20 protein-coding genes are annotated in these 18756 nt (G+C 37.0%); 12 read left to right on the top strand and 8 right to left on the bottom strand.

Going from position 1 to position 18756, the window contains the following annotated elements; genetic code table 11:
• The first annotated feature begins 166 nt into the window (after positions 1–166).
• The 5 genes from ACOH2D_RS04955 to ACOH2D_RS04975 all read left to right on the top strand — a co-directional run bounded on the left by ACOH2D_RS04955 (position 167) and on the right by ACOH2D_RS04975 (position 4169).
• Complete coding sequence (locus ACOH2D_RS04955; protein WP_348035525.1) at positions 167–1252, top strand: amidohydrolase family protein; 1086 nt, start codon at positions 167–169, stop codon at positions 1250–1252.
• Positions 1252–1650, top strand: coding sequence for a hypothetical protein (locus ACOH2D_RS04960; protein ID WP_348035526.1), 399 nt, complete (start codon positions 1252–1254; stop codon positions 1648–1650). Before ACOH2D_RS04955 ends, ACOH2D_RS04960 begins: the two co-directional genes overlap by 1 nt.
• A complete protein-coding gene (locus ACOH2D_RS04965) occupies positions 1647–2288 on the top strand; it encodes an O-methyltransferase (RefSeq protein ID WP_348035527.1) in 642 nt (213 codons plus the stop codon). Before ACOH2D_RS04960 ends, ACOH2D_RS04965 begins: the two co-directional genes overlap by 4 nt.
• Before the next feature lies 1 nt (position 2289).
• Positions 2290–3174, top strand: coding sequence for a LysR family transcriptional regulator (locus ACOH2D_RS04970; protein ID WP_348035529.1), 885 nt, complete (start codon positions 2290–2292; stop codon positions 3172–3174).
• Between the two features lie 74 nt (positions 3175–3248).
• Positions 3249–4169 carry a YeiH family protein gene (locus ACOH2D_RS04975; protein ID WP_348035530.1) on the top strand — a complete coding sequence of 307 codons (921 nt, stop codon included), beginning with the start codon at positions 3249–3251 and terminating at the stop codon, positions 4167–4169.
• Between the two features lie 955 nt (positions 4170–5124).
• On the opposite strand, the gene ACOH2D_RS04980 is transcribed toward ACOH2D_RS04975, so the two are convergent.
• From ACOH2D_RS04980 to ACOH2D_RS05000, 5 genes are all read right to left on the bottom strand, one after another.
• The gene (locus ACOH2D_RS04980) at positions 5125–5415 is read right to left on the bottom strand and encodes a Sec-independent protein translocase subunit TatA/TatB (protein WP_348035532.1); all 291 of its coding nucleotides are present in this window, start codon (positions 5413–5415) and stop codon (positions 5125–5127) included.
• A 128-nt stretch (positions 5416–5543) separates the two neighbouring features.
• On the bottom strand, positions 5544–6314 hold the full coding sequence (locus ACOH2D_RS04985) for a hypothetical protein (protein ID WP_449534539.1): 771 nt from the start codon (positions 6312–6314) through the stop codon (positions 5544–5546).
• Positions 6311–7117, bottom strand: coding sequence for a carboxypeptidase-like regulatory domain-containing protein (locus ACOH2D_RS04990; RefSeq protein WP_449534540.1), 807 nt, complete (start codon positions 7115–7117; stop codon positions 6311–6313). The genes ACOH2D_RS04985 and ACOH2D_RS04990 overlap by 4 nt, the downstream gene beginning before the upstream one ends.
• Positions 7114–7884: a carboxypeptidase-like regulatory domain-containing protein gene (locus tag ACOH2D_RS04995; protein WP_449534541.1), complete on the bottom strand. Its 771-nt coding sequence runs from the start codon at positions 7882–7884 to the stop codon at positions 7114–7116. Before ACOH2D_RS04995 ends, ACOH2D_RS04990 begins: the two co-directional genes overlap by 4 nt.
• Before the next feature lie 22 nt (positions 7885–7906).
• Positions 7907–8716, bottom strand: a complete 810-nt coding sequence (locus ACOH2D_RS05000) for a carboxypeptidase-like regulatory domain-containing protein (protein WP_348062902.1) — start codon at positions 8714–8716, stop codon at positions 7907–7909.
• A gap of 205 nt (positions 8717–8921) precedes the next feature.
• Here ACOH2D_RS05000 and pepE point away from each other — a divergent pair, with 205 nt between their 5' ends.
• The gene (gene pepE, locus ACOH2D_RS05005) at positions 8922–9629 is read left to right on the top strand and encodes a dipeptidase PepE (RefSeq protein WP_449534542.1); all 708 of its coding nucleotides are present in this window, start codon (positions 8922–8924) and stop codon (positions 9627–9629) included.
• 396 nt (positions 9630–10025) lie between these two features.
• On the opposite strand, the gene ACOH2D_RS05010 is transcribed toward pepE, so the two are convergent.
• On the bottom strand, positions 10026–10451 hold the full coding sequence (locus ACOH2D_RS05010) for a GNAT family N-acetyltransferase (RefSeq protein WP_348036519.1): 426 nt from the start codon (positions 10449–10451) through the stop codon (positions 10026–10028).
• Between the two features lie 304 nt (positions 10452–10755).
• On the opposite strand from ACOH2D_RS05010, the gene ACOH2D_RS05015 reads away from it, so the two are divergent.
• Positions 10756–11484, top strand: coding sequence for a M15 family metallopeptidase (locus tag ACOH2D_RS05015; protein ID WP_449534543.1), 729 nt, complete (start codon positions 10756–10758; stop codon positions 11482–11484).
• A gap of 340 nt (positions 11485–11824) precedes the next feature.
• On the opposite strand, the gene ACOH2D_RS05020 is transcribed toward ACOH2D_RS05015, so the two are convergent.
• A complete protein-coding gene (locus ACOH2D_RS05020) occupies positions 11825–12208 on the bottom strand; it encodes an ankyrin repeat domain-containing protein (RefSeq protein WP_449534544.1) in 384 nt (127 codons plus the stop codon).
• 470 nt (positions 12209–12678) lie between these two features.
• Here ACOH2D_RS05020 and gpmI point away from each other — a divergent pair, with 470 nt between their 5' ends.
• Both gpmI and ACOH2D_RS05030 read left to right on the top strand, forming a co-directional pair.
• Positions 12679–14196, top strand: a complete 1518-nt coding sequence (gpmI, locus tag ACOH2D_RS05025; protein ID WP_449534545.1) for a 2,3-bisphosphoglycerate-independent phosphoglycerate mutase — start codon at positions 12679–12681, stop codon at positions 14194–14196.
• Between the two features lie 52 nt (positions 14197–14248).
• Positions 14249–14656 (top strand): BT0820 family HAD-type phosphatase, encoded by a 408-nt coding sequence (locus ACOH2D_RS05030; protein WP_449534546.1) that lies wholly within the window; start codon positions 14249–14251, stop codon positions 14654–14656.
• A 2-nt stretch (positions 14657–14658) separates the two neighbouring features.
• Here ACOH2D_RS05030 and ACOH2D_RS05035 read toward each other — a convergent pair whose 3' ends face one another.
• Positions 14659–15930 (bottom strand): acetyl-CoA hydrolase/transferase family protein, encoded by a 1272-nt coding sequence (locus ACOH2D_RS05035; RefSeq protein ID WP_449534547.1) that lies wholly within the window; start codon positions 15928–15930, stop codon positions 14659–14661.
• A 121-nt stretch (positions 15931–16051) separates the two neighbouring features.
• Between ACOH2D_RS05035 and map the strand changes: the two genes are divergently transcribed.
• The 3 genes from map to ACOH2D_RS05050 are packed head-to-tail and all read left to right on the top strand — an operon-like array spanning position 16052 to position 18108.
• Positions 16052–16870, top strand: coding sequence for a type I methionyl aminopeptidase (map, locus tag ACOH2D_RS05040; protein WP_449534548.1), 819 nt, complete (start codon positions 16052–16054; stop codon positions 16868–16870).
• Between the two features lie 47 nt (positions 16871–16917).
• Positions 16918–17295 carry a GxxExxY protein gene (locus ACOH2D_RS05045; RefSeq protein WP_348062949.1) on the top strand — a complete coding sequence of 126 codons (378 nt, stop codon included), beginning with the start codon at positions 16918–16920 and terminating at the stop codon, positions 17293–17295.
• A 48-nt stretch (positions 17296–17343) separates the two neighbouring features.
• On the top strand, positions 17344–18108 hold the full coding sequence (locus tag ACOH2D_RS05050; protein WP_449534549.1) for a class I SAM-dependent methyltransferase: 765 nt from the start codon (positions 17344–17346) through the stop codon (positions 18106–18108).
• Positions 18109–18756: the final 648 nt, after the last annotated feature.

Below are 18756 nucleotides of genomic sequence, written 5' to 3' on the forward strand. Positions count from 1 at the left end.
ATTGAGCTTGCCGAAATAAAAACCCTTTAGATTCAGCGGAGCCAAACATTAAGGCAGATTGGAGCTAATCTCAAAAAATCTTCTATTAAAAAACAAGAATAACATTTTCAAATTAAATCAGATTTGAACTCAAATTAACAAGATCCCTGCCTGCGCAGGGAGTGATATGAAAAGAAAATTAAGAATTAACGGCCACTCGCATCTTCTACCCTATCCGGAAGAAATCCCTCAATTTATGAAGGATAAAGAGATTTTTTGGGTCGATAAGGATCGGAAATTCATGCTGCAAAAAGATTGGAGCCGTCCTGTGACGGATTCAAGTTTCTTTTTGGATGATAAATTGGCATGGATGGAGCGTTTTAAAATTGATCATGCGGTCGTTTTAAATCTGTCGCAATTGTACGGCAACGGTTTGCGTGTGGAAGAAATGAAACAGGCCTTGCGATTTCAAAATGATTTTAATGCAAAAATCCAAAGGGAACATCCGAGTAAATTTACTTGCGGATTTGTGGTTCATCCTGGATTTGTAAGAGGTGCTTGTTGGGAAATTGAACGTTGCGTGGAAGAATTGGGGATGCAATTATTGTGTTTGCCCACCCATTACATGGATACAATCGGCACCTGGCGCTGTATTTTTGATGAAGAAAATGAGCCCATTTTTGAATTGGCCAATAAATATAATTTAGCCGTGGAAATCCATCCATATGATGGCGAAAAATTCATCAAATTAGAAAACACGTCATGGCGGTTCCATTTGATTTGGATGTTGGCGCAATGTGCGGATGCCTATCATTTTTTAACCTTAAATGGCTATCAGGATAAATATCCAAATATGCGCACGTGTTTCGCCCATGGTGGCCAGTTGGCACAAATTAATTTAGGGCGACGCATTCAAGGATTTGATGGCCGACCAGATTTATTTGTGGGCAAAAGCCACCCAAGAAAAGCGGTGGGTCACAAAAACATCTTCTTTGACACTTTGGTACATGATACTGGAAGCTTACAACTCTTGATTAAGAATCAAGGTTATAAACAAGTCATTATGGGACTGGACGATCCTTATCCTTTGGGGGAAATGGAAAGTGCACAACAATCCTCATACCCTGGAAAAATCTTAGATTTGGCCATGGAACGCAAAATCATTACCGAAGAAGAGCATGATGCCATTTGGGAAGACAACGTGATCCAATGGTTGTGTGGCGATGATGAAGCGGCAAAAGAAAAATTAATAAATAGAATATTAGGGAATTAATGACATCAACACTACAGTTTAAATATTCTAAAAAGCAGCTTCTTACGATCTTATTATTTGGCATTTTATGGCTACTTATTTTCGGTTTTTATTTCTTTTTTAGAACTGAAAGTTATTTTGGCTATGGTTATTTAGCCATTGGTATTGGATTTCTGGGATCTTATATTTATAAAAAAACCGTCCATTATGCCACTATAAAAAACGGGATTTTAACCAAACACGATCTCCTTCCAAAACGCATCAATCTGGATCAGATTACCGATATCACTTACTATGCAGGCAAGTATAAATTAATGACTAAGCAATCAGAAATGATCATTAATACGATGGTACTTGACAAAACTTCAATTGAAGATTTAAAAAAAATAATAAACCAAATAAACATCTCAAAATCATGAATTTCCTACCAGAAGCTTTGGATGATTACATTACCGCAAATTCTGAGGACGAACCAGAATTATTACAACGATTATCACGAGAAACGCATCAGAAAATACTGCAGCCGCGGATGCTCAGCGGGCATTACCAAGGCCGATTATTAAGTATCATTTCGAAGATAGCGAACCCAAAATGCATTTTGGAAATCGGGACATACACGGGCTATTCCGCATTGTGCTTAGCTGAAGGACTTCAAAAAAATGGCGAGCTTCATACCATAGATATCAATGAAGAGTTGGTGGATTTTCAACGCAAGTATTTTGATGAATCAGGATATGGAAAACAAATCCATCAGCATTTAGGAGATGCTTTAGACATCATCCCGCAATTGAAAATCAATTTTGATATTGTGTTTATTGATGCCGATAAGGAAAACTACAGCAAGTACTTTCATTTAATCATTGACAAACTAAACCCCGGCGGCATCATTTTATCTGACAATGTGCTTTGGAGCGGAAAAGTGATTGAACCATTAAAAAAAGATGATAAATCAACGGAGGGTTTAATGGAATATAACAAACTCCTGAAAGATGATGATCGGATTGAAACCGTTATGCTTCCTATTCGTGACGGATTGACGTTGAGCAGAAAAAAGTAAGATGAAAACCAAATTGCACATATTTAAAGTTGTGGCTGAACATTTAAGTTTTACCAAGGCTTCAGAACGTCTTTTCATTTCTCAGCCTGCAGTTTCAAAAACCATAAAGAATTTAGAAGAAGCTTATAAAAGCAATTTCTTCATCAGAAAACGAAACTCTATTGAACTTACTGACGATGGTAAAGCCTTTTTAATCTATGTTAATCGCATTTTGAGCATTTATGATGAAATGGAGCAACAATTCCTGCTCCTGAAGGATGCTTTGCCAGAAAATATTCATTTTGGAGTGAGTACCACTGCGGCCAATTATATCATCCCGAAAATTTTGGCAAAATTTAGTATGCAATATCCCCAAGTGCATTTTGAGATTACAAGTGGAAATTCAGAAGAAATTGAAAGTCTCATTTTAAATGAACATCTAAACTTTGGAATTACGGAAGGCAAAAACACAAATAAACAACTGCATTTTAAAAAATTCATCAAAGACGAAATTGTGTTGGTTACAAATGTCAGAAACACATCGATAAAGAATAACACGATTGACAAATCAACCATACAACATCTTCCATTATTAGAAAGAGAGTTAGGTTCTGGAACAAGAGATATTATTCACGACATTTTAAAGGAGAACAATATTACCAATCTCAATACTACTCTGCACCTCAACAGTACAGAGGCCATTAAAAATTATTTGTACCATTCGGACAGTTATGCTTTTCTATCCATCCATTCCCTGACGGAAGATTTGACAAGCAACAAACTGAAAATTATTGACATTAAAGATATCAGCATGGAACGTTGGTTTTATTTTGTTTCAAGGACAGGTTACAATTCCAAAGTCATGGAGTTTTTTGAAAAATTTGTACGCTCCAATTATAACTTTTAGTTATCTAGAGCCAAATCTTAATTTGCAGATAGGTTATAATTAAGCTTTAATTTTGTGTCTTGAAATCAAACGACATGAAATCAAATATATCTAAATCAATTTTCTTCATCCTTATTCTGGTAGCACTATCTGGATTTGTTAGCAGTCCGATTGCCTTACTTTTAGGATTTATATTCACATTTATCTTTAGTAATCCCTTCTTAAAAGAAACTCAAAAAACCATTCAAATTTTACTGAAAGTTGCCGTGGTTGGCTTGGGTTTTGGGATGTTCATCAAAGAAACCCTCGAAACGAGTAAAGAGGGATTAAGCCTGACCTTCTACTCGATTGTATTGACCGTAACCTTAGGGATTTTCTTGACCAAATTATTAAAACTGGATCGAAAGTTAGGCCACCTCATCACCTCTGGAACTTCAATTTGTGGCGGAAGCGCTATTGCGGCCATTTCGCCAGTAATCAAAGCCGATGGCAAAACCATCAGTTTGGCTTTAGGCGTTGTCTTTTTACTGAACTCCATCGCGCTTTTAATTTTTCCAGCCATCGGTCATTTTTTCAACTTAACTCAAGATCAGTTTGGTTTATGGGCTGCTATTGCCATACATGACACGAGCTCCGTGGTGGGCGCCGCATTGAGTTATGGCGATGAAGCCTTACGAATTGCGACAACGGTCAAACTATCCAGAACGTTATGGATCATTCCGTTGTCCATCTTTTCTATGTTTTTATTTAAATCGAAAGGTCAAAAAATTAAAATACCTTATTTTATTGGACTATTTATTTTAGCGATCCTTATCAACAGCTATAATGTACTTCCTACAGTAATTACGAGCAATATTGTTGATATCTCAAAACGTTTGTTGGTAGTCACCTTGTTTTTGGTGGGTTCAACCATTTCAATTATAGATTTAAAACAAACTGGATTTAAACCTATTGTGCTTGCCTTGTCACTTTGGATTTTTATTTCAATTTTCTCATTGGTTTATATTACGTATTAACAAAGAATCAAGATGCTTCGACAAGCTCAACAGCCGCCGGTTCGCTTTTAGAACTAAGCTCTTGACAGCTAAGCATAACCCAAATTCAAGTTTGTATCCATCTGTATTTAGAACGCTGATGACGCGGATTGCTTATGATTAAAATGGATTTGAATTTTCAGTATCAGAAAAATCTGCATTTTATGATTAGTCATTCGCTTTTGTTCTTTGGAATATTTAAATATCTTATCCTGAATTATTAGTCTTCCTATAATTAAAGTTTGTATCCATTTGTATTTAGAACGCTGAAATGCCCATCCGTTCAGGCGGGTGACGCAGATTGCTTATTTTTAAAAAGGATTAGCCATTTCATATATGAGAGCCTTCAAATTTTATGATTAATCCCTTCCCTTTATTCATTAGAGAATTAAATTCTTCATCAAGAATTATTAGCAAATACTCAAAAACAATAGGTCCGTGCCAAAACAGAAAAACCACAGCGTGGCACTATCTTAACAGAACTATGTCATTGGTTGTTTTTCAGCTCCATAGGAGCGGCATATCATGTATAACCCAACAAGCTTACTTAATTAACAGACCAATTACCTTCCAATCAACACCTTCTTTTCATACAATAATTGATTACAAACCGACGCCATTTTATTTATTCTGGCCATTGTGGGGACCATGCTATGCCTGGCTGAATGCAAACAATCTCAGGATCAATTTCCTGACGTTTTTATGGCCAAAGCCGAATATTTCCATCAAGGATATGGTTTTGCATTTCCTGTGGATTAAAAACTTATCTATGATGCAAATCGCGTATTATTAGAGGTGACTGAAAACCAAGACTCTCAACAATTGTGCATTATTATTTGGACAAAGATCAACAGAATTAAGAATAAGGAAGTTTAATCAAAAGCTACAAATACTGAATTTGCACTCTTAGCAAGCGGTAAGATTTAAAATGGCAGAATTACAACTTTCGTTTTACTGAACCAATCGTTTCTTCAACATCATCTTTTATCTTCTGAACCTCATCAGTAAATGTCTTGGTATATTCTGCAGTATCGATACCATTTTTTTCAGCGCTTTTGGTAATCTCCGATTTAAGATCGTTTGTGGCATCCTTAAGTGTGCGCATTCCTTTACCTAAACCTCTCGCGATTTCAGGTATTTTATCTGCACCAAAAACCATGACCACTACAAAGAGTATGAACATGACTTCAGTAGTACCTATAAATAAAAATGTAGCTTGTAGTATCACAATGCAAATATAGTGAGATGTTTTGAATCCATTAAAAAAGTGGACTGTTAAATTAAGCGACGCTTTTAGTTAAAGTTTTTTGAAAGAATATTGGATGTTTTTTTAGAAGCTCACTGATTGCCTTCAATCTAGTTTTTATGACTATGAAGAATGGTTTTAAAAGCTTCTAATTTCGCTTTAAAAAAATCAAAAGTTGCCATATCATTCTTGACTTTACAAAGATTTTCAAAATTTGGATCATCTTGACAACAGTAGAAAAACTCAGCTTTAACACCATCTTCCAAATCAAAATCACTGAAAAGGTCTTCAGAAAACTTGGATTTCATTATATCTAGGCAATTGTCTGCTTTCTCTAATTTGACATGTTCTTTCAGTCGTTTTGTTCGTCCTGTTATGGCATTCACGATAAGACCAATGGGAACTAAGCCACCGCCTGAAGTAGCTTCATACAAACGTCTTTCGCTTTGCGACATTAGTTTTCCAGTGTATCCAGGGATGCCCAAATCATAAAAATTGAGGTCGCGTTTCAGTTCAGAATTATTGATGTCGGACATCAAATTGCCAGTAAGCACCTTCCCTACTAATACTTCATCTAAAACATTGACCAACTCCTCCAAATACACAGCCATTTGTTTGGAGGCGATTATAAACTTTGTAACCACAACTTCTTTGGGCTGATAAGAAATACCCGAAAACAGAATGGTATCATTCAGTTTCGCTGGAATAACAAAGGTGCCATCGGCATTCGAGATGGTAAATCGGCTAGCAGTTTTGTTAATGACGTGAATCCCATCCACCTCAACTGCAGCGCTAATCTTTCCATTGATCTCCACAGATTGCGCATAGGTTTCCATGACACAAAACAATAGTAATAAGATAAAAGTTAGAATATTTTTCAATCTTGGGCGCTAGTTTGAAGATTCAATTTATAGCTGACCAATTTTTCTTTCAGAAAGTCGAAAGTCTGAAAGTCGTCCTTCATGGCACAAAGTGAAGCAAATTGGGGATCATCTGAACAGAAATAGAAAAACTCAACGCGGTAGTCCTCCTCCAAAGGATATTCTTTAAACAACATATCTGATAAATTAGACTTTACTTTATTGAGACACTGATCCAACTGTTCTAATCTTACATAGTGTTTCAATTTATTTGTTCGGCCTGAAATCCCATTAATAATAGGATTTAATGACATGCCAACACCGCCGCCACCCATTGAACCTCCCATGGTAAGATCTAAACCTGTAGCCTCTTTCAAACGTCTTTCATTTTGGGTCAGTGGTTTTCCAGTATAGCCAGGAATCCCCAAATCATAAAAATTGAGGTCTGCCTTTACACCTGAAATGGCAAGATCTGAACTTAAATCGCCCGTCAATATTTTGCCAACGACGACTTCATCCAAAACATTGACTAATTCTTCCAAATAGATGTACAATTGTTTTGATGCGATAATGCTTTTAGTAACGACGACTTCTTTGGGCTGATAGGAGATACCCGAAAAAAGAATGGTATCATTCAGTTTCGCCGGAATATAAAAAGTGCCATCACTATTTGATATGGTAAATCGACTGGCCGTTTTATTGATCACATGAATCCCGTCCACCTCAACTGCAGCCGTAATCTTTCCGTTAATTTCCACAGATTGCGCATAGGTTTCTATAACACAAAACAATAGTAATGAGATAAAAGTTGGAATATTTCTCAATGTTGAGCAGATGTTTGAAGATTCATTTTGAAACTGACCAGTTTTTCCTTCAGAAATTCTAAAGTTTCAAAATCGTCATTAACTATACAAAGGGTATCAAATTGTGAGTCATCAGCGCAGAAATAGAAAAATTCATTTCTATAATGTTTCTCCAAAGGATGTGCACTAAATAAAATTTTAGAAAGATTAGCCTTCATTTTATCAATGCACTTATCTTGATTTTCAAGATGCACTCTATTTTTCAGTAATTTGGTTCTGCCCGAAATTGCATTTAAAATAGGATCCACAGGAAGTGTCCCACCTAATAAGGACAACAAGTGAATCGGCTTAAAATCTCCTGCCGTGTACAATCGTCGTTCACTTTGGGGTTTTGGTTTGCCTGCATATCCTGGAATGCCTAGATCAAAAAAATTGATATCCCGATTCACACCTAAATAAGCAAGGTCTGAGTTTAAATCGCCCGTCAATATTTTACCAACAACGACTTCATCCAAAGCATTTACTTTCTCAGAGAGGTAAATGGTCAACGATTTCGAATGGATCACACTCTGACTAACTACCACTTTTTTCAATTCATAGGAAATGCCTGAAAACACCAACGTATCATTCAATTTCACAGAGATTGAAAACTCGCCATTACTGTTTGAAATGGTAAAGGTCTTTGAGGTGTTATTGAGAATATGAATCCCGTCCACGTCATCATTTGCCAAGATTTGACCTTTGATGGCAACCGTTTGGCCCATCATAAAGTGAACTCCAACAATCATAAAGAAAGGAAATAGAACCTTATTATTTCCCACCATTCTTCGCTAAAAACTCTTTACTTTTAACGCTGATAAATTCTAAAAACTGAAATTCCTTTCCAGAATTAAGGAGTGAATAATCGATGCCTTCAGCTTCTACATAATCGACAAAAGCATCTACTTTATCTTCAGGAATATTAAAGTTTTCGACTAAAAACTTCGTACTGTAAAGCTCCGTAAATACGGCACTAGAATCTTCCTCACCCATCATTTCTATCTTCTTATTCTTTTTAGAATTGAAAATAGGTCTTAAAAACAAGTCGACAATTCCAATGACATTTAAACCATAAGGGATATCATTTCCGGTTTTAGTCATGGCGACGTTGACTACTTTCGATTTATAATCATCAGGAAAGACGTATTCGTTCATATTGGCCAATCCGAAATAAATGGCATCTAAATCTGGGTTAAAGGTTTTTACGCTTTCAATATCTACAAGCAAATTCCCAGTGAGATCGTAAGGCAAAATGACGACCTCGTCCAGTTTATTGATTTTTTCCACCAAAAACACGGTCATATTTTTAGTTTTAAGAATGTTTCTATCAATGGTTACTGTGAAATTTTGAAACTGTAACGCTCTAAATTCAATAACATCATTTAATGCCACTTTGATCTTAAAGAAACCCTTTTCGTCCGTAAGCGTTCCATTTTTGGCAGATGTATTATAAACGGTTATACCTTCCAATTCATCACTATCCACAACAATTTTTCCTGAAATTTCAACGCGTGTGATGTTTTGAGCAGTCATAAAAAACACCGGCGAGAGGAGAAATAGATAAAGCAAAGCTGTTTTCATAAGATATAATTTTAGTTGGGATGCTAAAGAAAGTATGAACTCTCTTAATTAATCTATAAAGCCTGATTAAACTTTTGTTAAATTGGCAGATTACTTAAATTTACAACAAAATAATCGAGAATTCACCCCTTACGATCAAATTTCGGGATGTTTATTTAAAAAATCGGTTCCAAATCAAGACCTCTATTACCTAAAAATTGACCTTATGAAACAAATGATAATTGCCAGTACATCAACCATCTATGGAAGTGACTATTTAGACTATCTTTTAGAAGAATTGATGTTCTTTTTTAAAGATGCAGAAACTATTCTATTTATTCCTTACGCCCGTCCAGGTGGCATAAGTCATGAAGAATACACAAAAAAAGCGCAGGAAGCTTTTTCTAAAATCGGAAAAGCAGTCAAAGGCATTCAAGAGTTTGACAATCCTAAAGACGCTTTAAATAATGCCAAAGGAATTTTTGTTGGCGGTGGGAATACGTTCGTCTTGGTCAATCAACTTTATAAAAATGATTTGATGAGCACGCTCCAAGAAGTCATCAATAATGGAACGCCATATTTTGGTACGAGCGCAGGCAGCAATATCTGCGGACTTACCATAAACACCACTAATGATATGCCTATCGTGTATCCACCAAGTTTCAAGACTTTAGCGATGGTGCCGTTTAATATCAACCCGCATTATTTAGATCCAGATACAAACAGCACCCACATGGGCGAAACCAGGGAAACACGAATCCAGGAGTTTCATGCTTTTAATTCACAACCCGTTATTGGACTCCGAGAAGGCAGTTGGTTAGAAGTCAATGGCGATCAGATTTTTTTAGAAGGCGAATTGGACGCGCGCATTTTTGAATACAACAAAGCTCCTTACGAAGTAGAAACGGGAACGGATTTGAGCGAACTAAAATAGAGGGTAGTTCATAGAGGGTAGAATATAGAGAATAGACAACTTTTATAATTTCTCGCAAAGGCGCTAAGACGCAAAGTTTTGGTGTAACAAGTCCAATTTTCAGTGCACCTCCGTGAAATCTCAGCGTAACTCTATGTTATGGAAATCCGTGAAAATTCGTGAAATCTGTGTCAAAAAAAAAGATTAATCTCCTCAACTGAAATTATAACATAATCTCCGCGCACCTCCGTGAAATCTCAGCATACCTCTGTGTAATAGCTATAGAAATCAGTGAAAATCCGTGAAATTCGTGTCAAAAAAAAGATTATTTCCTTAACTGAAATCATAATAGACACATTTTCTCAGTGCATTTCCGTGAAACCTCAGCGTATCTCTGTGTAATAACCCTATAATCAACTAAAGTTTCTTCAAAAAATGATACCCCAAAATCTCAAAGTCCTCGTTCATATAAAATTTATGTGAGGGCGTATTTTGGACATATGTATTGAGTTCTGCCGCTTGGCAACCTTTCTGAGCGGCATAATCGTAGATACATTTCATGAATTTTTTACCAAGACCTTTTCTTCGATACCCATCATCAATAAAAACATGATCGAGTTCTACACTTCTGCCAGAATAATGACGCGTACAAAACCACATGCCGGCGATACCGATGAGCTTTTCGCCATCATAAATTGCCGCGCACTCATAATTCTGAGTAACCATTTCAGCAAAACGTTGTTTCAGGATCGCTTCAGAAACTTTATTATGAGTTAATTTGAGCATTAAGGGAATGATCGTATTAATCTGCGAAGGCTCAATGATTTTAAATGAAATGGGCATACTTTAAATTTTAAGTAAAATTAAATAAATTCCTTCAGAAATAAATTAGTTAATTTTGATTGATTTTAAAAAAATATGAATAGACGAAAAGAACAAAGACCACTTCGCTGTTAGAATCAAGAACAAAGACTTAAACTGTGAAGTAATGGGAATTTACCAGCCTTATAATCATTCTGTCGGGAGTTGAATTTTTAAGATCAGACTATTTTACCATCTATATTTTTGGAAAAATTTAAAAATATTTATAATCCTGAGTTCTCATAAGATAATCTGTCTTTCAATTGAAATATAATTACTAAAAAATATGAACAGAAAAGATTTCATAAAAACTGCGATCCTTGGCGGAATTGCCTTAGGAGTTTTACCACAATTCGCATTTAAGGAATCGGGTTTGAGTTATGAGGAATTGATTGGAAAAGGAACTCCAAAACTTTACGGCGACGGATTTCAACTACGAAAAGAGGCGTATGATGCTTTTATCTTAATGAAAAACGCAGCTTTAAAGGAGAATATTTCGATTCAAGTCGTTTCTAGTTATCGGAATTTTGCCCATCAAAATAGAATTTGGGAACGTAAATACAAAAGCTTTACTCAGAACGGTTTATCGCCAGAAAAAGCCATTGAAAAAATCATAGAATACTCTACAATTCCTGGAACTTCCCGCCATCATTGGGGCACTGATATGGATATTATTGATGCCAATGTTCCAGAACCTAAAAATGTATTGAGTCCAGGTCATTTTGAAGGCAAAGGAAGCTATGTAAAACTTAAAAAATGGATGGATGAACATTCTAAAGACTATGGATTTTATTTAGTTTACACCAATCTTCCTGACCGAAAAGGTTTTAAATACGAACCTTGGCATTATAGTTACAAAGCTCTGTCGTGCGACTATCTTCAGGACTACAGGAAATTAAATTTAAAAGACATTCTCAGTAAAGAATCCCTTTTAGGACATGAATATTTGACCGACTCTTTTTTAAATCGCTACAACGTCGAGAATATTTTAGACATTAATCCTGAGCTTTTGTAAATTATAGATGGAAAGACGAATTGCAAAATGACACTAAATCAATGAACTAAAGCGCTCTACCAGCCCGACAAACGTTCTGGCGGAGGTTTTCCAAAAATGACTAAAAGCCTGTTGCATTTGTGAAATTTATAGTGAAAAATGTGAGTCGGTATCCTCAGTGTATGAGTAAATCCGTGAAAATTCGTGAAATTCGTGTCAAAATTTTTAGAAGCTAAAGTGGATTGCATTGAAGTGTATAACAGCCCGACAAACATTCTGGCAGGGTTTTAACATAATTTGAGGCCAATAAAAAAGCCTCTTAAAAACAAGAGGCTTTCTCAGACACTAACTCAACTTTCGTTTATGAAAGGTTTTTCAAATACGCTAAAGCATCTTTGGCATTGGATCGTTTCGCATAATCCATAGCCGTCCATCCGTTATCTGATTTCTTTTTAAGTTCCGCGCCGTTTTTCACGAGGAATTCTAAAATATCGGTTCTGTTATATTTAGCGGCATACATGGCTGGCGTCATCCCATTGGATTTTTCATTGACGTCAGCTCCTAACTCGATCAGCTTTTTAACGGTGTCAAGGTCTCCTTTCACAATAGACAAGCAAAACGGACTAACCGAAATTTTCGTTTTGATCATAGTGTTAGATGGAACTGTTTGGATACTTGAGGTTGCATGAGAGGTATTGAAAGCAAAACCTAATGCCAATGCAGAAATAATGATTGTTTTTTTCATGATGATTGATTTTTGATTAATGATTACTTTTTGACCATTAAGGCATTAAGATAATTAAGCTCGAATGTTTAGAACGTTATCCTTAATACTCTTTAAATTAATGGTTTATTTTTTTTGACTATATAAGAAAGACGACCCAAAACCAGAGGTGTTACAGTATTTCTTTTTAAATATCATTTTTTCGAACTATTGGGCTTTAAGATAATTGAGTTGAAATACTTAGAACGCAACTCTTAATGCTCCTTAACTTCTTAATGGTTTAATTTTTACCTATTCAATATTCGAAATGTTATGGCATTTCTATTTAAACATCATTTTACCCACTTTTTAAGACCAAATTACCTTTACAAATGTCAATTCCGTAAAGTCCTGTTTCCCTACTGCTAGACTCAAAAAATTCAGAATTTTAAAGCGATATTCTGTCATTTGAGTTTTTAAACTTTTATCTTTGAAACTCAAAACAAATTACCATGAACAAAAAAGTAATCCTTATGATTCTTGATGGTTGGGGGAAATCTCCAGACCCAAAAGTGTCAGCTATAGATAATGCCAATACACCATTTATCGATTCGCTTTATACCAAATATCCCAATGCCTCACTACGAACAGATGGACTCCATGTAGGTTTGCCAGAAGGCCAAATGGGCAATAGCGAAGTGGGCCACATGAATTTAGGCGCAGGTCGAATCGTGTACCAAGATTTGGCGAAAATCAATTTAGCAGTTCAAAATAATACACTTGCAGAAGAAAAAGCATTGGTTGATGCTTTTAAATTCGCCAAAGAAAACAAAAAGCCAGTTCACTTTTTAGGTTTATTGAGTGATGGCGGTGTGCATTCACATATCAACCATTTATTCGGATTGTTGGATGCCGCAAAACAATATAATCTCGAGAAAGTCTTTGTCCATGCCTTTACCGACGGGCGTGACGTGGATCCAAAATCTGGATTAGGTTTTGTTTCTCAATTGCAGACGCACATCAAAGGAACTTCCGCAGAATTGGCTACCGTCACCGGCCGTTATTATGCGATGGATCGCGATAAACGCTGGGAACGTGTAAAACTGGCTTATGATGCATTGGTCAACGGTATTGGCACACATTCCACAGATGCCATTCAAACCATTCAAGAAAGTTACAACAATGATGTGACGGATGAATTTATCAAACCGATCATCATGACCGATCATGAAGGCCATCCAAAAGCGACCATCAAAAATGGCGATGTGGTTATTTTCTTCAATTTCAGAACCGATAGAGGCCGACAATTGACTGAAGCCTTATCTCAATATGATTTTCATGAGCAAAACATGCACAAACTCGATTTGTATTTTGTGACCATGACCAATTATGACGATATTTTCAAAGGCATCAACGTGGTTTTTGAAAAAGACAATCTGACGGAAACCTTAGGCGAAGTTTTAGAAAAACACGGTAAAAAACAGATCCGTATTGCGGAGACTGAAAAATATCCACACGTAACATTTTTCTTTTCCGGAGGACGTGAAGTGCCTTTTGAGGGCGAGAAGCGTATTTTGCGCAATTCGCCAAAAGTTGCTACGTACGACCTAAAACCAGAAATGAGTGCTTATGAACTGCGTGATGCTTTAATTCCAGAATTGGAAAACGAAGACGTTGATTTTGTATGTCTCAACTTTGCCAACGGCGATATGGTGGGCCATACCGGCGTGATGGAAGCGGCGATTAAAGCTTGTGAAGCGGTGGATATCGTTGTGAAAGATGTGGTTACTACGGCACTAAAGCACAATTATACCACTTTGTTAATTGCTGACCATGGCAACTGCGAAACCATGATTAATCCGGATGGTAGTCCAAACACGGCACATACCACAAATCCGGTGCCGATCATATTAATCGATAAAGATTTAAAACATATTAATGATGGTATTTTAGGCGATCTGGCACCCACTATTTTAAAATTAATGGGAGTTCCGCAGCCAAAAATTATGACGCGACACTCGCTGATTTAATCATTTTAGGCCAGCAAATTATTTATTGTATTTTTGCCCAAAGCATTGACTCATGAATTTTCAGAACAGACTCATCATTGGTGTGGATTTTGACGGCACCATTGTAGAAGATCGTTATCCAGGAATTGGAAAACCACGTATTTTTGCCTTCGAAACGCTTAAACGTCTTCAAGAAGATGGGCATCGATTGATTTTATGGACGTACCGATGTGGAAGAACTCTTGATGAAGCTGTCGCATTTTGCGAACAGAATGGCATCGCGTTTTATGCTGTCAACAAAAGTTTTCCTGAAGAAGTGTTTGACAATACTAAAAGTCGAAAAATCAATGCCGATCTTTTTATCGATGACCGCAATATTGGCGGCGTCCTTGGCTGGGGCGAAGTTTATCAAATGATCACGAATGAAGAACCAAAAATCCCTGATCCACGAAAAAAAGGATTATTCTCTTTTTTCAGATAGAATTAGTTGGTCAGCATTTCAAAATACTGCCTATCAATAGCTTCTCTATGATTGGGATGGGCAATGTTCACTAAGGCCTTCACACGGTTTTTAATTGATTTACCATACAATTCTGCAATGCCATATTCGGTGACCACATAATTGACATGCGCCCTTGTGGTCACCACACCGGCACCAGGTTTTAAACTTGGCACAATACGGCTGATGCCCGTTTTTGTTTCAGAAGGCAAGGCAATAATGGCTTTCCCGCCATCACTTAATGAAGCGCCTCTGATAAAATCCATTTGTCCGCCTACCCCGGAAAATATTTGTGATCCAATAGAATCAGCACAAACCTGTCCGGTCACATCAACTTCTATGGCAGAGTTGATAGCGACCATTCGTGGATTTTGTTTGATGATGGACACATCGTTGGTGTAATTTGATGCACGCATTTCAATAAACGGATTGTCATCAACATAATCATACAAACGTTTTGAACCCATCAAAAAAGTTGCCAAGGCCCTACCTCTATTGATACTTTTGTAATTGCCGTTGATAACATTTGACAAAATAAGATCAATCACACCATCACTGAACATTTCAGTATGCAATCCTAAGTCCTTATGGTTGGTCAATCGTGTCAATACGGCATTTGGAATACTTCCAATCCCCATTTGTAAAGTGCTTCGGTCTTCAATTAAACCCGCAACAAAGTCGCCTATCTTTTCTTCTATAGCCGTTGGTTCTGCCATTTCATGAATAGGCAATGGTTCATCACAATTTACAAAAGCATTGATTTCAGAAATATGAATAATCCCTGCGCCGTGCGTTCTCGGCATTTGCTTATTGACTTGTGCAATCACATATTTAGCGTTGTCAATGGCTGCCAAAGTTGCTTCTACAGAAACACCGAGGGAACAATAACCATGTTTATCAGGCACCGAAACATGAATTAATGCGACATCTAAAGGTATGATGCGGCGCTTAAAAAGCAAAGGCAATTCACTTAAAAAAACCGGAGTATAAGAACCGTTTCCTGCTTTTATGGTATGTCTGACGTTTTTACCAATAAAAAAACAATTGACATGGAAACTATCTTTCAACTCAGGATTCGCATAAGGTGCCACCCCTTCGGTATGTAACTGGCAAATTTCGACGTTTCTCAACTCTTCATGTCTGTTGGCCAAGGCTTTTATCAACACTTGTGGCGCGGCCGCGGCTGCTTGCAGGTAAACACGATCATTTGATTTTACAGCCTTTACGGCATCTTCAGCAGTTATTGCTTTGTACATAAGGTATTCTATTTAATTACAAAACTATTCAACTAAATCCATTTAAAAACTGTTATATGTCATGTTCGGGAACAATGTCAACCCCATTTTTTTTAATTATCTTTGCACATATTTTTTTACGATGATTATACAAAAAACAAGAGAAGAAATCGAAATAATGCGCGAAAGCGCCTTAATCGTTTCCAAAACATTAGGCATGTTAGCGAAGGAAGTAAAACCTGGCGTTACCACGAAGCAACTGGACAAAATGGCCGAAGAGTTTATTCGTGCACAAGGTGCCCTTCCTGGGTTTTTAGGTCTTTATGACTGTCCATCAACATTACTTTGTAGCACCAATGAAGCCGTTGTTCATGGTTTACCAACTGATATTCCTTTAAAAGAAGGTGATGTGGTAGCCATCGATTGCGGTGCCCTTAAAAACAAATACTACGGCGACCATGCCTACACTTTTGAAGTTGGCGAAGTGGCTCCAGAACTAAAAAAACTACTTCAAATCACTAAGGAATCTTTATACCTTGGTATTAGAGAATTAAAAGTTGGCAACCGTGTTGGTGATGTAGGTTATGCCATTCAAAATTATTGCGAGGCCGAAGGCTATGGTGTCGTCAGGGAATTGGTAGGTCATGGGTTGGGCACAAAAATGCACGAAGATCCTGAAATGCCCAACTACGGCAAACGTGGACGCGGTAAGAAATTCATCGAAGGCATGGTGGTGGCCATCGAACCTATGATCAACTTAGGAACACACCGCATCAAACAACTTGATGATGGTTGGACGATTGTTACTTTAGATGGCAAACCAAGTGCGCATTTTGAGCATGATGTCGCAATCATTGATGGCAAACCAGAAATTTTATCAACGTTTGGGTATATTTATGAGGCTTTGGGGATTGTGTCTGATGAGGAGGATGAGTTTAGAAGAGAGGCTTTAGTGCTATAGCTATTTCGCAGAGATGCGCAGAGTTTCACGGAGATACACAGAGAGATATGAATGACAAACTGACTGAGCAAATTATTGGGGCAGCAATCGAGGTTCATAAAGCTTTAGGCCCTGGATTGTTGGAGTCTGCGTATCAAAAGTGTTTACTATACGAGCTAAAATCTCAAGGACTTGAAGTACAACAAGAAATACCTTTGCCTATTATTTATAAAGATATAAAATTAGACCATGGGTATCGCATTGATTTACTGGTCGAAAATGAAATTGTTATTGAAATTAAGACTGTCGAACAGTTTACTGACGTACACTTTGCTCAAATATTAACCTACCTAAAACTAGGCCATTTTCCAAAAGGATTACTTATCAATTTCCATTCAAAACTTTTAACCTCAGGAATCAAACGCTTTATCAATACACCTCAATAAAACTCAGCGTATCTCTGCGTTTTCTCTGTGAAACTCTGTGTAACCACTGTGAAAAAACTCTTAAAATACATCCTCAACACCATCCCAAGACCCATCCTAATCAGGCTCAGCTACGTGGCACGCCCTGTTTTGGCATTCTTCTTAAAGGGAGACCAGTTCACCGATCCTATTGATTCCAAGAGTTTCAAATCTTTTTTACCTTACGGATATGACACGCAACGCAACAACGTATTATCGCCTTCCACATTAAGCTTAGAACGCCATAGATTGCTTTGGCTGTATCTTAAAAATGAAACCGATTTCTTTACAGCCCCAAAAAAAGTATTGCATTTTGCTCCTGAACAGGCATTCTACAAGCGTTTCCGTAAAATGAAACATCTGGAATATGTCACTACTGATTTGAATTCGCCGTTGGCAGACGTGAAAGCAGATATTTGCGATTTACCATTTAAGGATAATGAATTTGACATCATTTTCTGTAATCATGTTTTGGAACATATTCCTGACGATACCAAAGCCATGCAGGAATTGTATCGCGTCATGAAACCAGGAGGGTATGGTATTTTCCAAATTCCGCAGGATTTATCACGAGCAACCACGTTTGACGATGACGCGATTACCGACAAAGCTGAACGCGCTAAAATCTTTGGCCAATATGACCATGTGAGAATTTATGGTCGCGATTATTTTGATAAGCTGCGCTCTATCGGATTTAAAGTTGAGGAAGTCGATTATACAATGACCTTATCTGAGGAAGATGTGACGCGCTTTTGTTTGGCTAAGGGTGAGGTTATTCCGGTTGTTAGGAAGTAAATCCGGAAGGGGTTATTTCACAGAGTTCCGTGGAGAAAGCAAAGAGTTTCGCAGAGATATCTCTACATTATAAGGATATAAATCTGTGAAAATTCGTGAAATCCGTGTCAAAAAATCAGTACACATCCGCTAAAATCAGCGTCACCCGCCTAAACGGACGGGCAAGTCTGCGTTCTATTAAAAACAAATCCCTTTGTGAAACTTCATTTAAAACTTTGCGCAACTTTGTGATATAGCTTTTGAGATATTCTTTTCTAAAAAAACAAAACAGCTATAACGCAGAGTTTCACAAAGAAAAAATTGAGTTGCACAAAGTAGTCATGGAGAATAATGAGAATTTTTTTAGGACGAACTCATGCATCTTAAAATATAACAATCCGTGAAAATCCGAGAAAATTCGTGTGAATAAATCAGTACACATCTGTTAAAATCAGCGTCACCCGCCTAAACGGACGGGCAAGTCTGCGTTCTATTAAAAACAAATCCCTTTGTGAGACTTCATTTAAAACTTTGCGCAACTTTGTGATATAGCTTTTGAGACATTCTACTCTGAAAAAACAAAACAGTTATTACGCAGAGTTTCACAAAGAAAAAATTGAGTTGCACAAAGTAGGTCGATAGGTTATATGATAAGATTCCTGCCTTCGC

The organism is Gelidibacter sp. (genome assembly GCF_053579655.1).

What these genes read in the sequence shown, in the direction of transcription:
- ACOH2D_RS04955 (WP_348035525.1), top strand. Translation starts at nt 167, where the DNA reads ATGAAAAGAAAATTAAGAATTAACGGCCACTCGCATCTTCTACCCTAT.
- ACOH2D_RS04960 (WP_348035526.1), top strand. Translation starts at nt 1,252, where the DNA reads ATGACATCAACACTACAGTTTAAATATTCTAAAAAGCAGCTTCTTACG.
- ACOH2D_RS04965 (WP_348035527.1), top strand. Translation starts at nt 1,647, where the DNA reads ATGAATTTCCTACCAGAAGCTTTGGATGATTACATTACCGCAAATTCT.
- ACOH2D_RS04970 (WP_348035529.1), top strand. Translation starts at nt 2,290, where the DNA reads ATGAAAACCAAATTGCACATATTTAAAGTTGTGGCTGAACATTTAAGT.
- ACOH2D_RS04975 (WP_348035530.1), top strand. Translation starts at nt 3,249, where the DNA reads ATGAAATCAAATATATCTAAATCAATTTTCTTCATCCTTATTCTGGTA.
- ACOH2D_RS04995 (WP_449534541.1), bottom strand. Translation starts at nt 7,884, where the DNA reads ATGATTGTTGGAGTTCACTTTATGATGGGCCAAACGGTTGCCATCAAA.
- ACOH2D_RS05000 (WP_348062902.1), bottom strand. Translation starts at nt 8,716, where the DNA reads ATGAAAACAGCTTTGCTTTATCTATTTCTCCTCTCGCCGGTGTTTTTT.
- pepE (WP_449534542.1), top strand. Translation starts at nt 8,922, where the DNA reads ATGAAACAAATGATAATTGCCAGTACATCAACCATCTATGGAAGTGAC.
- ACOH2D_RS05010 (WP_348036519.1), bottom strand. Translation starts at nt 10,451, where the DNA reads ATGCCCATTTCATTTAAAATCATTGAGCCTTCGCAGATTAATACGATC.
- ACOH2D_RS05015 (WP_449534543.1), top strand. Translation starts at nt 10,756, where the DNA reads ATGAACAGAAAAGATTTCATAAAAACTGCGATCCTTGGCGGAATTGCC.
- ACOH2D_RS05020 (WP_449534544.1), bottom strand. Translation starts at nt 12,208, where the DNA reads ATGAAAAAAACAATCATTATTTCTGCATTGGCATTAGGTTTTGCTTTC.
- gpmI (WP_449534545.1), top strand. Translation starts at nt 12,679, where the DNA reads ATGAACAAAAAAGTAATCCTTATGATTCTTGATGGTTGGGGGAAATCT.
- ACOH2D_RS05030 (WP_449534546.1), top strand. Translation starts at nt 14,249, where the DNA reads ATGAATTTTCAGAACAGACTCATCATTGGTGTGGATTTTGACGGCACC.
- ACOH2D_RS05035 (WP_449534547.1), bottom strand. Translation starts at nt 15,930, where the DNA reads ATGTACAAAGCAATAACTGCTGAAGATGCCGTAAAGGCTGTAAAATCA.
- map (WP_449534548.1), top strand. Translation starts at nt 16,052, where the DNA reads ATGATTATACAAAAAACAAGAGAAGAAATCGAAATAATGCGCGAAAGC.
- ACOH2D_RS05045 (WP_348062949.1), top strand. Translation starts at nt 16,918, where the DNA reads ATGAATGACAAACTGACTGAGCAAATTATTGGGGCAGCAATCGAGGTT.